General features: G+C 69.3%; 12 protein-coding genes and 2 pseudogenes. 10 read left to right on the forward strand and 4 right to left on the reverse strand.

Annotated elements, in window-relative coordinates; genetic code table 11:
* The first annotated feature begins 1 nt into the window (after window position 1).
* From QC282_RS02850 to QC282_RS02860, 3 genes and pseudogenes are all read left to right on the forward strand, one after another.
* The gene (locus tag QC282_RS02850; protein WP_279547556.1) at window positions 2–3,007 is read left to right on the forward strand and encodes a DEAD/DEAH box helicase; all 3,006 of its coding nucleotides are present in this window, start codon (window positions 2–4) and stop codon (window positions 3,005–3,007) included.
* Entirely contained in the window at window positions 3,004–4,218 is a 1,215-nt protein-coding gene (locus tag QC282_RS02855; RefSeq protein WP_279547557.1) for a hypothetical protein, read from the forward strand. Before QC282_RS02850 ends, QC282_RS02855 begins: the two co-directional genes overlap by 4 nt.
* Before the next feature lie 223 nt (window positions 4,219–4,441).
* Window positions 4,442–4,829 (forward strand): annotated as a pseudogene (locus tag QC282_RS02860) (transposase); the annotation flags it as partial.
* 13 nt (window positions 4,830–4,842) lie between these two features.
* On the opposite strand, the gene QC282_RS02865 reads toward QC282_RS02860, so the two are convergent.
* Entirely contained in the window at window positions 4,843–5,151 is a 309-nt protein-coding gene (locus QC282_RS02865) for a hypothetical protein (RefSeq protein WP_279547558.1), read from the reverse strand.
* 209 nt (window positions 5,152–5,360) lie between these two features.
* Between QC282_RS02865 and QC282_RS02870 the strand changes: the two genes are divergently transcribed.
* On the forward strand, window positions 5,361–6,764 hold the full coding sequence (locus tag QC282_RS02870) for a hypothetical protein (RefSeq protein WP_279547559.1): 1,404 nt from the start codon (window positions 5,361–5,363) through the stop codon (window positions 6,762–6,764).
* 6 nt (window positions 6,765–6,770) lie between these two features.
* On the opposite strand, the pseudogene QC282_RS02875 reads toward QC282_RS02870, so the two are convergent.
* Window positions 6,771–6,944: pseudogene (locus QC282_RS02875) on the reverse strand (transposase family protein); the annotation flags it as partial.
* A gap of 178 nt (window positions 6,945–7,122) precedes the next feature.
* The gene (locus tag QC282_RS02880) at window positions 7,123–7,545 is read right to left on the reverse strand and encodes a YjbQ family protein (protein ID WP_279547560.1); all 423 of its coding nucleotides are present in this window, start codon (window positions 7,543–7,545) and stop codon (window positions 7,123–7,125) included.
* Window positions 7,546–7,668: 123 nt separating this feature from the next.
* Between QC282_RS02880 and QC282_RS32385 the strand changes: the two genes are divergently transcribed.
* From QC282_RS32385 to QC282_RS02905, 6 genes are all read left to right on the forward strand, one after another.
* Window positions 7,669–7,752 carry a putative leader peptide gene (locus QC282_RS32385; RefSeq protein WP_349817350.1) on the forward strand — a complete coding sequence of 28 codons (84 nt, stop codon included), beginning with the start codon at window positions 7,669–7,671 and terminating at the stop codon, window positions 7,750–7,752.
* A gap of 145 nt (window positions 7,753–7,897) precedes the next feature.
* Window positions 7,898–8,860, forward strand: a complete 963-nt coding sequence (locus tag QC282_RS02885) for an ABC transporter permease (RefSeq protein ID WP_279547561.1) — start codon at window positions 7,898–7,900, stop codon at window positions 8,858–8,860.
* Window positions 8,833–9,570 (forward strand): ABC transporter ATP-binding protein, encoded by a 738-nt coding sequence (locus tag QC282_RS02890; RefSeq protein ID WP_279547562.1) that lies wholly within the window; start codon window positions 8,833–8,835, stop codon window positions 9,568–9,570. Before QC282_RS02885 ends, QC282_RS02890 begins: the two co-directional genes overlap by 28 nt.
* Window positions 9,571–9,605: 35 nt before the next feature.
* Window positions 9,606–10,622, forward strand: coding sequence for an ABC transporter substrate-binding protein (locus tag QC282_RS02895; protein ID WP_279547563.1), 1,017 nt, complete (start codon window positions 9,606–9,608; stop codon window positions 10,620–10,622).
* Between the two features lie 79 nt (window positions 10,623–10,701).
* Complete coding sequence (locus tag QC282_RS02900) at window positions 10,702–11,856, forward strand: LLM class flavin-dependent oxidoreductase (RefSeq protein ID WP_279547564.1); 1,155 nt, start codon at window positions 10,702–10,704, stop codon at window positions 11,854–11,856.
* 52 nt (window positions 11,857–11,908) lie between these two features.
* Window positions 11,909–12,991, forward strand: a complete 1,083-nt coding sequence (locus QC282_RS02905; protein WP_279547565.1) for an NAD(P)-binding domain-containing protein — start codon at window positions 11,909–11,911, stop codon at window positions 12,989–12,991.
* A gap of 13 nt (window positions 12,992–13,004) precedes the next feature.
* Here the strand turns inward: QC282_RS02905 and mltG are convergent, their stop codons facing one another.
* Window positions 13,005–13,850 carry an endolytic transglycosylase MltG gene (gene mltG, locus QC282_RS02910; RefSeq protein ID WP_279547566.1) on the reverse strand — a complete coding sequence of 282 codons (846 nt, stop codon included), beginning with the start codon at window positions 13,848–13,850 and terminating at the stop codon, window positions 13,005–13,007.
* Window positions 13,851–13,868 lie beyond the last annotated feature (18 nt).

Raw genomic sequence — 13,868 nt, forward strand, 5'->3', positions numbered from 1 at the left:
GATGCCCGTCACCACCGTCGCCCTCCGCGCTCCCCTCGTACTGGTCCCAGGGCACGCACTGGACGAACAGCTCCGCGCGAAGGTTGCATCCAGCGCCGGGCTGCCGCCCTCCGTCTCGCAGATCATCCACGATCTGAACCAGCTCGAACGCGGCGTCGCTGTGAGTGTCAGCCTGGGCAACGGTAGGTACAAACCATCGTTACTGGTTCACACGCGCACTTACCGACTGCGCCTTGAGGTGACGAACCGCGGCACCGGCTATTTCGTCAAGCACATCGATCCCCTGCGCCTCACCGACCACGCGCGTCTCGCTCGGTCCTGCCTCCTGGTACGCCCCCCTGCGTGGCGGATGGTGTTCGAACTGCCGGCGGTACCCGAGGGGTCGGACGCTCAGTGGCAGGACATCGCAGAGGCCTGGCGGAATCTCGGTCAAGCGCATTCGCAGCGGCCGGCGATGTCCTCCGTCAGCGAAGCCCAGTCGAAGTTTCTCGACACGGTCGACCAGTTGATCGACGCGACTGAGGAGATCACCACCCGGGAGGCACGCGCAGCCGCCCCGTTCCCGTATCAGCGTATGACGGCTACCGGTGGAAGGCGGAGTAGTACTCCGCGGTCAGTGTATGAATTCCAGCTCCTTGGAGCGGAGTTACCGCCGACCGGTGCCTTCGTTCGCATTGAGGGTGACACCGAGACCCGCGGCCGAGTGAGCCGAGCCGCGGGAAGTTCCGTCACGGTCCGCTTCGACCAGCCTGTCTCGTGGGAGCGGCTACCGGCTCGGGGAGCACTGGAACTCATACCGAACAGCGTGGTCTTCAACAAGCAGCGGCAGGCCGTAGCGAGCCTCCGCACGGGGGACACACGGAATCCGGGTCTGCTCTCCGCATTGGTCGAACACCAGGTACGCCCGATCCCGGCCACCACCGCGCGACCGCATCAAGAGCTCGACCCCGAACAGCTCGATGCTTTCCGCAAGGCGCTGACCACCGAGGACCTGCTGGTGGTGCTCGGCCCGCCCGGTACCGGCAAGACCCGGACCATCACCGAGATCGCCCACACGACTGCGATCACAGCCACCACCGGCGGCGGCCGGGTCCTCGTCACCTCGCACACCAATCGAGCGGTGGACAACGTGCTGGCCCGGCTGCCATCGGACCTCGTCGTCATCCGAGTCGGAGACGAGAGCAAAGTCCACGCCGATGTGAAACCGCTTCTTCTGGAGGAACAGTCGGAGAACCTCGCCGAGGGAATTCGACGCACCATGGCACTGCGCACCCAGGCCTACCGGGAGGCGGAGGCCGCCGCGCCCTGGACGGCAGAACTCGCCGACCGCCTCCGGCAAGTCGACGATCTGGCCCAACAGGTGAGCGTCGCTACCCTGCGTCTGCAAGGCGCGATGCAGACAGCGGCGGCACCCGCCCAGGAGCGATTGGCAGCGCTCCTGCGTGAGGAGGAGGAACGGAAGTCGGGCTTGCAATCGCTGATTGAGCGGGCGTCGCAAATCGAGGCGAAGGTGCAGTCCGCACAACAGCGTTCCAACGCCTGGTTGACCGGTCGATGGCACCGCTCCAGGGCCCGCCGCGCAGAAGAAGAGCTCACCACAGTGCGGCACAAAGTCCGGAGGTTTGAGGCGCAGGGGCCTGAGCTGCGCCAGCAGGCCGAAGCAGCGAGCACCGAGGTGGACCGCGTGGTCCGCGAGTCTCCTGCCGTCGCCTCGGCACTGACCGCCCGACAGGCCCTGGAGCATCAGCTCGGTGAGAGTCTGCACTCTGCCTACGATGCCGCCGACATGGCCGTCCAGGCGCTCGGCACGGTCATGCCTGAGGTGTCCGCACCCACTCGGCTCCTGGATCCGACCGATGCGGCCGCCGCGCTGCACACTCTGCACCGGCAACTGGAGGCGCGGCTGCCGCTCGTTTCCCAACGCCAGGAGCTCACCCGGCAGTGGCAAGCTGCCATTGGCCAGGACACTGGCCAGTTGGTGCCCGAACTCGTGCGCTACGCCCAAGTGGTCGGCGCCACCTGCATCGGGGCCGCGTCTCGCCCTGAACTGTCCGGAGTGGACTTTGACTTGGGCATCGTCGACGAGGCGGGCCAAATCGGCGTCCCCGACGCACTGGTGCCGTTGACTCGAGTGCGCCGCGGCATCCTGGTCGGTGACGACCGGCAACTGCCGCCCTTCCACGATCGTGAGGTGGGCGACTGGGCCCAAGGCGTGGGCGACCCCGAACTGGTCAGTCTGATCTCGCAGAGCGCCTTGGAGCAGTTGCACACCGCGCTGCCCGCCACCCACGTCGTCCAGCTGACCCGGCAGCGCCGGATGCCCGCTGAGATCGCCGATTTCATCTCAACGGCCTTCTACCGTGGGGAACTGCTCACCGAGAAGGAACACCAGCACACCGACCCCTTGTTCGCGAGCCCGATGGCCTTCGTCGACACCGCCTCGCTGCCCGAGCGCGTACGTCGCGAATCAGGAGGGGGTCGTGCCGAGGACAGCGGCCGCAAGGGCACCTCCAACACCTGTGAAGCACGTCTCCTGGCCCGCCTCGCCGCCTTTTACCACCGGCGGGGTTCTGAATGGGTGGTGATCGTCCCGTACCTTGCGCAGCGCGCGGAGGTGATCCGCCACCTCACAGCCTTGATCGGAGATTCCCAGCTCGCCGAGGCCTCGGTCGGCAGCGTCGACTCCTACCAGGGCGGGGAAAGCGAGGTCGTGCTGTACGGCTTCACACGAAGCAATCCCTACGGCCGTATCGGCTTCCTCAAAGAGCTGCGCCGCGTCAACGTCGCCTTCACTCGCGCCAAGAGCCAATTGGTCCTGACGGGCGACTTGAGCACCCTGCTCCGCGCGGACGAGCCCGGCTTTCGCGCTCTTGCCGACGATCTGCACAAGCATCTGCTCGACCGCGGCGACCTGCGGGACTACCAGGACGTCATGGCAGCGCTCGACGAAGCGGCCCCCGACCTGGACGGAACCGCCGACCTGGCCCCGGAATGGGGCCGAGCATGACGTCCACCCGCCGTCTCATGCCCTTTCCCGAAGATCGAGTCCTGGAGGATGCCGCCTTCGGCCAGGGCATCATGCCCACCCGCCTGTACGCCCTGCTGCTGCCTGTCTGGCAGGTGGAGATCCGCGCCGACATCACCGAAGGCGAGGACTTCTTTCTCATCGACCGGTTCCTGGAGCGCGGACTGCGCCACGGCGCTTTGCGCACCGTCGACGAACTCACCGCGTTCTTCGCCCTGGATCGGACCCTGGTCGCGCAAGCTGTGCGCTTCCTCACCGCGATCGGGCACCTTCGAGAGTCCGGGGGCCAACTGTCTCTGACTTCACTGGGACAACGGTCCGTCGACGACGACATCCGTTATGTGGTCACTCGTCAGGACCGCCGCAAACTGTACTTCGAGGCCCTGAGTTGCACCCCGCTGACCCGAGCCCACTATGACGACGAGGTCGTGACTCTGCTGGCCGCTGACGAGTTGACCAGCGTGACTCGGAGCGACCGCTATCCGCGTTTCACCCCGATACACGTGACCTCCGGCTTCGACCGCTCAGCCCTGGACCGTCTCAGAGACCGCAAAGACCGAGTCCGGTTCAATCTGCCCGTCGCCCTGGACGCGATGGAGAGCCTGGAGGAAACACTCGTCTTCCTGCCCGTCTATCTGGTGCGTGGCCGAGAAGAGCTCCTGGTCTACGGCCAGGCCGGGGCCGGAGACACACACGACCCGGAGCTGAGCATGCTCTGCGCCCGCGCTCCAGAGTTGATCAACGCCCTCGACAACGAGGAGCAGGACGAGGAGACGGACGAGCGGGTCCTCCGGGCAGCCCGGAAATGGCTCCGTGAGCAGAACCTCGACTCCGTCGCCCCGGAACAGGACGCCGACGGCACCTGGTCGGTGTCACTCCCCGCCACTGCTTTTGGCGAAAGCGGGATCCCGGTGTCACGCATCGGCACCTACCGCATGGCGGGCAGCCGCTTCTTCCGCGTGTGGTGCTCGGCGACAACACCACGGAAGCGCGCTCTACTGGACCGCCTGGACCAACGCATCGGCTCGCGACGGCAGATCACACGGCAAGAGACGGAAGAACTCATCGCTCGCCTGGCCCGCCAACTTCGCCTGGAAGTGCCCGACCTGGCCCGACTCCGCGTCGGCGCCGGGAAAACCGGCCTCACCGGCCTGGAGGCACAACTGGCCCGACTGGAGAATGAACCAGGGTGATCGGCTCCGGCCGGCTCCTGTCGGGCCTCGCCCGCCTGGTACTCAGCCTGCGGCCTTCCACGCTGGGCGACGCTGTCCCGCAGTGGCAGGTGGCGGGGCGAAGAACCACTGATGAGGCGAGCGAGGTCAGGATCCCGCAAGGGACGTGAAACACACCCTTTGCTCAAGATCACTTGGGGTGGCCCAGGTACAGTCCCAGGCTCCATTCCTGCCAGCAGGCTAAGGGCTGTCCCGTAAGCGATCTTGCTCTGCGATGATCCTGACCGTGCGCCCGAGGCTCGCGTTGCACCCCCGCCAGTGGTTCGCCAAGGACGCTGGGCTGATCGTGGACGGCACTCTGGTGCCCACCCGGGACCATAAGGTGGCCGAGCAGTCGAAGAACTATCGCTATTCCACCAACCATCAGGTGGTCATCGACGCCGGCCGCACCGCCGCCGCAAGGGAGAGGATCTGCCCAACTGGAAACAGGCCCACAACAAGTCCCACAAGCAGGTCGCTCCCGCGTCGAGCACGTCTTCGCTCGGATGAAGACCTGGAAGATCCTGCGCGACTGCCGCCTACGAGGCGACGGCGTGCGCCACGCGGTGCACGGCATCGCCCGCCTGCACAACTCGCCCTTACCGGTCAATAGAGTTGGCATTCCCACGGCTCGATGTCCGGTTCTCCCGGGGGTAGTTCCCCGGTGCAGTAGCGGTAGAGCCAGGCTGCAGCCCTGCGCTCCGCGTGCTTCTCGTTGACTGGTTCTCCCTGCTCATCCAGTTTGAGGACGTTGGCGAAGATCGCGACGCAGATCTCCATCTGGGAGGGCGACTGGCGCAACTCTTTGCAGTAGTCGACCCCTTCCAGCATCGGGTGGCCTAGCGACCCCCGGGCGAGCCATCCAGCGAAGCGTCGGAGGGCTCCGGAAGCACCATGACTGAGATGCGAAGGCATACGAAGAATCTAACCCCAGCCTTCCTCGGCCGTTCGCCGACCGCCCGCCGCAGGAGGTGACAACCCTTCCGAAGCGCGGTGGTCATGCGTTCACCGGGACCGCGCAGTCTGGGACCCAATCACATGCACGACCGGGAAAGCGGGCTCGCGCGCCCCTGCGCACTTGCGCGCTCCGGTCGCCGCGCACGTACCTTCTCGGAGTTCATGAAGTGCCCACCCAAGCCGTAGGGGACGCATTGAATCCTGCCAAGAAGGTACTTCTCGACCTCGACGCATATTCGAACGTATCCGTCCGATCCAACGCCGAACTGCTCGGCAAGGTGGAGTCCGCCATCGCCGCGGACAACAAGGCCCGCAGGAAGAAGGAGGCCGAGCCGCTCCGCCGCAAGCCGGTCCTGTCCGAGATCCCGAGGAGCGAACTCGACCGCCGGACGCGGGTCTCCATGTGGGACGTGCTGCACACGCTCGGCCGGGCCACCACTCTGTCCTGGAAGGGGGCGGGACGCGGGCTGGCGGAGCACTGGGGAGCCCTGAAGTACAGCCAGGCGCTGGTAGGTAGCACAGACTCCTTCCTCAGGTTGACGGCCGAGGGCCGGAAGATCGCGGAACGCTACAAGAACATCCAGTCGCATGAACTCGGCATGGGCTTCGCGCTCACACTCACCAAGCAGGTGCTCGGGCGCAGGTTCCCCGAGCACTCTGTGAGCATCGTCCCCGCCGATACGGTCCTGCGGGCGGGATGGGCCCTCACGAGCAGAGAGAAGGGCAACAAGGTCAGGTATGGGTACCGACCGCAGTACTTCGCGGAGGTCTGGCGTCCGGGAGAGCCGTCCCTCGTGATCCCCATCGCCACCAAGGGCAACCACGGCAACGCGGCGATCTCGGCCGGTCAGCTGGCGTCCGCGTCGGCCCACGCCGAGGCCGTGCACATCGGCGCGTGGAACGAGACCCCGAGCCTGCTGTTCAGCACGGAGCTGCCCGCGGACGGCACCGTGACCGTTCACGCGCTACAGGCTCCGGGCCGTGACGGCCGGCTCGCCGACCCTCAGGGCGAGGGCCAGGCCGACCTGGACACCAATCCAGTAGAGAAAAACCCCTTCCCAGGCATCCAGCCACCCTGCGAAGGGGGCACGGTCCGCGAGCCCGTGCCCGGCTGCCACGTGACCCGCGAGTACTGCGGGTGGTTCCAGCAGGTCCTCGGCCATACGGCGGCGGCCGGGCTCATGGCTTTCACCGGCTCTGGTCAGGGCACTGCCCGCTACCTCACCAAACGGCAGGGCAACGACCGATTCGACGACATCGAACACGCCGCTGCCGGCAGCGTTCAGGACATCAGCCACCGACTCCTCGGACACACCTATGCCGGCACCGACCACGTTTTCCGGTTAAACGGGCCACGCGTCGAAGCATTCTCTGGCGTGGACAAGGAACTCTTCGGCCTCCTCATGGCAGGGAAGGTGGAGGAGTATCGCGGCCGCGTGCACGCGGCCCGGCACACCCGCCCCAAGCTCGCCTGGGACAAGGAGTGGGGCGGCCCAGTCTCCGTGCACGCCGACGGATCCGTCCTCGCCATCCGCTTGCTGCCCGGCCAACCCGTGGCGTGCAGCCACTGACCCCTTTCAGCGCTGCCTCTCCAGGGTGAGGGCCGCGGCGGCGATGACCGTCAGGCGGTTCGGGTTCCAGCGGCTTCGGCGGAAGATCCGCCAGGACTTCAGGCGGACGACGCCTCGTTCGACGGGAGCTCGGGCGTGGGCGAGTGCGCGGTTCAACGTCCGTTCCGTCTGTGACAGGTCGCCATCTTGTCCTGGCCACAGGGCGCGACCGTGTCGTGCGACGGAAGGACACGCTCCGAAACGGCTTCCTCCCTGGCGACCTTCTCTGCGGCGCATACCCGCGATGACATGAGGGTGGCCCGTCGAAAGCGGCTTCGCTTGGTTCGGCCGAGCTTCCGTCCTGGAGTCGCCATCCTGATCACGAAAGGAACGACAGCCGCACCCTGCGTTCGGCGTTGTCGACGTTCGTGTCCACCAGGCACACCGACTGCCACGTCCCGAGCTCCAGGCGCCCGCCGATCACCGGCAGCGTCGCGTGCGGCGGGATGAAGGCCGGCAGGACATGGTCGCGGCCGTGGCCGGGGCTGCCGTGGCGGTGCTGCCAGCGGTCGTCCGCCGGGAGCAGGGTGTGCAGGGCGGCGAGGAGGTCGTCGTCGCTTCCGGCTCCCGTCTCGATGACGGCGATCCCGGCCGTGGCGTGCGGGACGAAGACGTTGAGGAGGCCGTCGCGGTCGGCCGCCGCCTCCCGCAGGAAGGCCTCGCAGTCGCGGGTCAGGTCGACGACCCGCTCCTGGGATCCGGTGGAGACGGTCAGAACTCGGGTGGTGAACGCATCGGACATGCCCCCATCCTGACGCAAACAGGGCGGGGAACGCCCCACCGCCCGCTCGGCTGTTGATACGGAAGGTCCACTTCCCGAGATGCCCGTTGACCGTGCGCACGACATCTGGCTACGTTCAGCGGCATGTTGCGTTCAGCCCTGCTCACCACGCGCGGTCACATCGACCTGCTGCGGGTGGCTTCCGCCGCGTGTCGCCGCGGCTGCTGACGCCCTCTCTCCTCTCTTCCTTTTCGCTTCGGCGCCCCGCCCTGCCCCTCGTCTGACTCGCGCGGATCTCTGATCCCCGGCCGACCGCGCGGCGGCGCGCCGCGGCGTCCCCGCCTGCTTCCCGCCACTCTCCCGTGGAGCATCCATGAGCATCAGCCATGCCCCGCCCGACTCCTCCGAGCCGGATATTTCGCCTATATCAGCCTCCGAGGACGCCGCGCCGGCCGCGCCCTCCAAGGCAGGCGCACCCCACACCCCCGACAGCCGCGACGCCGTCGCGACCACGGACCAGGGTCTCGGCCCTGTCCCCCTCGTCCCCATCGTCCCCGCCTCCTCCCGCCGTGCCCGCGTCCCCCGCTGGCTGCGGCGCACCTCCGGGCCCGTCCTGCTGCTGGCGCTGTGGCAACTCCTCAGCAGCACCGGCCTGTTGACCGCCGACGTGCTGGCCTCGCCGGGACGTATCGCGCAGGTCGCCCGTGACATGGTGGCCGACGGCTCACTGCCCTCGGCCATGGGCACCTCCCTCCAGCGCGTCGCCGCGGGCCTGTTGCTGGGCTCCCTGGTCGGCACGGGACTCGCCCTGCTCTCCGGGCTGTTCCGGATCGGCGAGGACCTGGTGGACGCGTCGGTGCAGATGCTGCGGACCGTGCCCTTCGTCGGTCTCATCCCGCTGTTCATCATCTGGTTCGGCATCGGAGAGGCCCCGAAGGTCGCGATCATCACGCTCGGCGTGACCTTCCCGCTCTATCTCAACGTCTACGCCGGAATCCGCGGCGTGGACGCCCAGTTGATCGAGGCCGGTGAGTCCCTCGGCCTGTCGCGGTGGGGACTCGTCCGGCACGTCGTCCTGCCGGGCGCGCTGCCGGGTGCCATGACCGGCCTGCGCTACTCCCTCGGCATCTCCTGGCTGGCCCTCGTCTTCGCCGAGCAGGTCAACGCGGACTCCGGCATCGGGTTCGTCATGGTGCAGGCGCGGGACTTCCTGCGGACCGACGTGATCGTGGTCTGCCTCGTCGTCTACGCGTTCCTCGGCCTGCTGGCCGACTTCATCGTCCGCTCCCTCGAAAGGCTGCTGCTGCAATGGCGACCGACGTTCACCGGCCGGTGACCCGGCAGGCCGTGCGCGTCGAGGGGCTGACCCGCTCCTTCGACGGCCGGGCCGTCATCGACGACCTGCGACTCGACATCGAACCGGGCGAGTTCGTCGCCCTGCTGGGCCGCAGCGGCTGCGGCAAGTCCACCCTGCTGCGCGTCCTCGCCGGGCTCGACCGGGACATCGAGGGCACCGTCCTGGTGCCGCGCCGCAAGGCCGTCGCGTTCCAGGCGCCGCGGCTGATGCCGTGGAAGAAGGTGTGGCGCAACGTGCTGCTCGGGCTGCCCGGCAAGCCCGAACGCGCCGTCGCCGAGCAGGCCCTCGGCGAGGTCGGGCTCGGCCACCGCTCGGACGCCTGGCCCAAGACGCTGTCCGGCGGCGAGGCCCAGCGCGCCTCGCTGGCCCGCGCCCTGGTGCGCGAGCCCGATCTGCTGCTGCTGGACGAGCCGTTCGGCGCGCTCGACGCGCTCACCCGCATCAACGCCCAGCGTCTGGTGGGCGAGTTGTGGCAGCGGCGCGGCTGCGCGGTCCTGCTCGTCACCCACGACGTCGAGGAGGCCGTGCTGCTCGCCGACCGCGTCCTCGTCATGGACGGCGGTGTCATCGCCCACGAGCAGCGCGTCAACCTCGACCGGCCCCGTGACATCACCGACCCGCGCTTCGCCGGGCTGCGCGCCGGGCTCCTCGAACGCCTCGGCGTCGAACCTGCCGCCGAAGCCGCCTGAACTCCCCCTGTTCCACCCACACGAACGGACACGTCATGAGACGACGCCTCCTCCCCGCCGCGCTGCTGCTCACCCTCGCACTGCCGGCCTCCGCCTGCGGCGGCGACTCCGCCGCCTCCCCCGCGGGCGGCAACACCGACGGGCAGGGCTCCGTCACCCTCAACGTCGGTGATCAGAAGGGCGGTTCGGAGGCCATGCTGCGGGCCGCCGGGGAACTGAAGAACCTGGACTACAAGATCAAGTGGTCGACGTTCACGTCGGGCCCGCCGCTGCTTGAGGCCGTCAACGCGGGCGCCGTCGACATCGGCGGCGTCGGCAACACCCCGCCCGTCTTCGCCGCCGGCGCCGGCTCGAAGATCTCGGTGGTGGCCGCCTGGCACGGCACGTCCAGGGGCGACACCGTCCTCGTACCGAACGACTCACGGCTGAGGAAACCCGCCGAGCTCAAGGGGAAGTCCGTCGCGGTGGCGCAGGGCTCCTCCGCGCACTACCAGCTCGTCGCCTCCCTGAAGAAGGCCGGACTGAGCCTCGCCGACATCAGGGTCAAGTACCTTCAGCCGGCCGACGCGCTCGCCGCGTTCACGTCCGGCAAGGTCGACGCGTGGGCGGTGTGGGACCCGTACACCTCACAGGTCCTGCGGGCGAAGCAGGGGCGCATTCTCACGACAGGTGACGGCGTCACCAACGGGCTCAGCTTCCAGGTGGCGGCGCCGCGGGCCCTGGAGGACGGGAAGAAGGTCGCCGCGCTCAAGGACTACCTGGAGCGGCTGCGGCGCGCGACCGCGTGGGTCCACGACCACAAGGAGGAGTGGGCCGAGGTGTGGTCGAAGGACACCGGGCTGCCCTACGACGTGGCGCTGGACTCGGTGAAACGCACCAACGCCAGCCGCGTCGCCGTCGCCGTCGACGATCCGCTGGTCGCCTCCGAGCAGGAGATCGCCGACGCCTTCACCGAGCTGAGGCTCATCCCGCGCAAGGTCGACTTCGGCGACTTCGTCGACCGGCGCTTCAACGGCGACCTGCCGCCGTCGACCACCCCCGCCCGCGACTGAGACCCGCGACCGCGCCTCGCGACCGGCATGCACGGCCGGGATGCGCGACGGCGCCTCGCGGCCGAGAAGGGATCACGACATGACCGTACGACTCCACTGGTTCCTGCCCACGGGCGGCGACGGCCGCACCCTGGTGGACCGCCACGCCTACGCCCCCAACGACCTGGGCGCGGCCCGCAAGGTCAGCGGGGTGCGCCCGCCCGACATCGAGTACCTCGCGCAGATCGCCAAGGCGGCCGAGCACCTGGGCTTCGAGGCGGTGCTGACGCCGACGGGCACCTGGTGCGAGGACGCCTGGCTGACGACGGTGGCGCTCGCCCAGCACACCGAGCGGCTGAAGTTCCTGGTGGCGTTCCGGCCCGGGCTGCTCTCCCCGACGCTCGCCGCGCAGATGGCGGCGACCTACCAGCGCCTCACCCGCGGACGGCTGCTCCTGAACGTCGTCACCGGCGGCGACTCCGCCGAACAGCGGCGCTTCGGCGACCGGCTCGACCACGACCGGCGCTATGCCCGCACCGACGAGTTCCTGTCCGTCGTACGAGGCGTGTGGCAGGGCAGGCCGTACGACTTCGACGGCGTCCACTACCGGGTCGAGGGCGGGCTGACGGCGCTGCCGCCCGACCCGGTGCCGCCGCTGTTCTTCGGCGGTTCGTCACCGGCGGCCGGGCCCGTCGCGGCACGGCACGCGGACGTGTATCTGACCTGGGGCGAGCCGCCCGCGCAGGTCAAGGAGAAGATCGACTGGATCCGCTCCCTCGCCGGGGCGGAGGGCCGCACGGTCCGCTTCGGGGTCCGGCTGCACACCATTTCCCGGGACTCCTCGGCGGACGCCTGGGCGACGGCGAACCGGCTGCTGGACGACCTCGACGCGGACACCGTCGCGGCGGCGCAGGCCGCGCTCGGGCGCAGCGAGTCGGTGGGACAGCAGCGCATGCTGGCCCTGCACGGCGGCTCCCGCGCCGACCTGGAGATCCACCCGAACCTGTGGGCGGGCGTCGGCCTGGTGCGGGGCGGCGCGGGCACCGCGCTGGTCGGCAGCCACAGCGAGGTGGCGAACCTCATCGAGGAGTACCACTCACTGGGCATCGAGCACTTCGTGCTGTCCGGCTATCCGCATCTGGAGGAGGCGTACTGGTTCGGGGAGGGGGTGATTCCCGAGCTCGCGGCGCGCGGCCTGCTGGCGGACGCGGGGGCGGCCACGGGTGCGCCGTTTCTCGTCGCGGGCGGACGCTGAGCCCTGGGAATCCGCCGGGAAGACCGGCGGGCCCGCCCCTGTTGGTAGAAGCGTGAACAACACGCGTGAGGTCGAGGTCGTCGTCGTGGGCGCGGCACCGGCCGGCCGGCCCGGCCCCCACCACCTGCGGCGCACCGGTTTCCGCCCGGACCAGGACTTCGTGGTGCTCGACCACTCCCCCGGTCCGGGCGGCGCCTGGCAGTTCCGCTGGCCGTCGCTGACGTACGGCAAGGTGCACGGCATGCACTCGCTGCCCGGCATGGAGCTCACGGACGCGGACCCGGGGCGGCCGTCGTCGCAGGTCGTCGCGGAGTACTTCGCCGCGTACGAGCGGGCCTTCGATCTGCGGGTCCGGCGTCCGGTCGACGTGCGGGCGGTACGGGAGGGCGGCGAGGGGCGGCTGCTCGTGGAGACCTCGGACGGGAACTGGGCGACGCGGGCGCTGATCAACGCGACCGGCACCTGGGACCGCCCGTTCTGGCCGCGCTACCCGGGCCGGGAGACCTTCCGGGGACGGCAGCTGCACACCGCGCAGTACCCGGGGCCCGAGGCGTTCGCCGGGCAGCGGGTCGTCGTGGTGGGTGGCGGCGCGTCCGGCACACAGCACCTGCTGGAGATCGCGCCGCTCGCCGCCGCGACCACGTGGGTGACCCGGCGTCCGCCGGTCTTCCGGGAGGGACCCTTCGACGAGGAGGCGGGCCGGGCCGCGGTCGCGCTGGTCGAGGAGCGGGTACGGCAAGGGCTGCCGCCCAGGAGTGTCGTCTCGGTGACCGGCCTGCCGCTCAACGACGCGATCCGGCAGGGGCTGCGCGAGGGTGTGCTGGACCGGCAGCCCATGTTCGACCGGATCACGCCGGACGGCGTGGCGTGGGACGACGGGCGGCACGTGGCCGCCGACGTGATCCTGTGGGCGACCGGTTTCCGGCCCGCCGTCGGCCATCTCGCGCCGCTGCGGCTGCGCGAACCCGGCGGCGGCATCCGTGTCGAGGGCACGCGCGCGGTCGCCGACCCGCGCGTCCACCTCGTCGGTTACGGCCCGTCGGCCAGCACCGTCGGCGCCAACCGCGCGGGACGCGCGGCCGTACGGGACATCAGGCGGCTACTGGCCGGCGAGCCCGCGCCGGTGGCCGCGTGATGTCCCGCACGGCTCACTTGGCCGCGGGCGACGCCGAGTTCTTCTGAATGCGGTTGAACTCGGCGACGTTGCGCTGGTGTTCGGCGTAGTCGGCGGTGAAGCGGGTGTCGCCGGGCTTGACGGTGACGAAGTACAGCCAGTCTCCCGGCGTGGGGTCGATCGCGGCGCGCATCGCCTCCTCGCCCGGGTTGTCGATCGGTGTGGGCGGCAGGCCCATGCGCTGGTACGAGTTGTAAGGGCTGTCGAGCCGGGTGTCCTTCGTACTCGTCCTCAGTGTGGCGCGGCCCAGGGCGTAGTTGATGGTGGAGTCCATCTGGAGCGGCATGCCGCGCTCCAGCCGGTTGAAGATGACCCGGGCCACCTTGCCCATGTCGTCCTTGGTGGCCGCCTCGGCCTGCACGATGCTCGCGATGGTGACCGCCTGGTAGACGTTCATCGCGTTGCGCTCCGCGCCGGCGGCGATCGGGGCGCCGTTGAACTTCTTGTGGGCCGTCTCGGCCATGGCCCTGAGCAGTTGTTCCGGCGTCGTCTTCTCGTCGAGCGGGTACGTCGCCGGGAAGAGGTAGCCCTCGGGGTTGCCCTCGGCGTCGTTGGGCAGCTTGAGGTCGGTCTTGGCCAGGGACTTCTTGGTGGTGCCCGCGGGCAGGGCGAGGGCCTTGTCGACGGCCTCGTAGACCTGGGTCGCGCGCCAGCCCTCCGGGATCACCAGGGATGTGGGCCGGGTGTTCTCGTCACCGCCCATCACCAGCAGCGGCACCGCCACGGCGGTGCCGGCCACGACGGCTCCGGTCGCGATGAGGGCGAGACGGCCCCGGCGCGTCAGTCGAATCGTGCTCCGTGACGGAGTGTTCATCTGCATGCGGGCACGGTAACCCGC

This window comes from Streptomyces sp. DH24, from assembly GCF_029813775.1.
Taxonomy (GTDB): Bacteria; Actinomycetota; Actinomycetes; order Streptomycetales; family Streptomycetaceae; genus Streptomyces.

Excerpts from the sequence above, each read along its gene's own strand:
- QC282_RS02850 (WP_279547556.1), top strand. The coding sequence starts at position 2 with ATGCCCGTCACCACCGTCGCCCTCCGCGCTCCCCTCGTACTGGTCCCA.
- QC282_RS02900 (WP_279547564.1), top strand. The coding sequence starts at position 10,702 with ATGACCGTACGACTCCACTGGTTCCTGCCCACGGGCGGCGACGGCCGC.
- QC282_RS02865 (WP_279547558.1), bottom strand. The coding sequence starts at position 5,151 with ATGCCTTCGCATCTCAGTCATGGTGCTTCCGGAGCCCTCCGACGCTTC.
- QC282_RS02855 (WP_279547557.1), top strand. The coding sequence starts at position 3,004 with ATGACGTCCACCCGCCGTCTCATGCCCTTTCCCGAAGATCGAGTCCTG.
- QC282_RS02885 (WP_279547561.1), top strand. The coding sequence starts at position 7,898 with ATGAGCATCAGCCATGCCCCGCCCGACTCCTCCGAGCCGGATATTTCG.
- QC282_RS02895 (WP_279547563.1), top strand. The coding sequence starts at position 9,606 with ATGAGACGACGCCTCCTCCCCGCCGCGCTGCTGCTCACCCTCGCACTG.
- mltG (WP_279547566.1), bottom strand. The coding sequence starts at position 13,850 with ATGCAGATGAACACTCCGTCACGGAGCACGATTCGACTGACGCGCCGG.
- QC282_RS02880 (WP_279547560.1), bottom strand. The coding sequence starts at position 7,545 with ATGTCCGATGCGTTCACCACCCGAGTTCTGACCGTCTCCACCGGATCC.
- QC282_RS32385 (WP_349817350.1), top strand. The coding sequence starts at position 7,669 with ATGTTGCGTTCAGCCCTGCTCACCACGCGCGGTCACATCGACCTGCTG.
- QC282_RS02890 (WP_279547562.1), top strand. The coding sequence starts at position 8,833 with ATGGCGACCGACGTTCACCGGCCGGTGACCCGGCAGGCCGTGCGCGTC.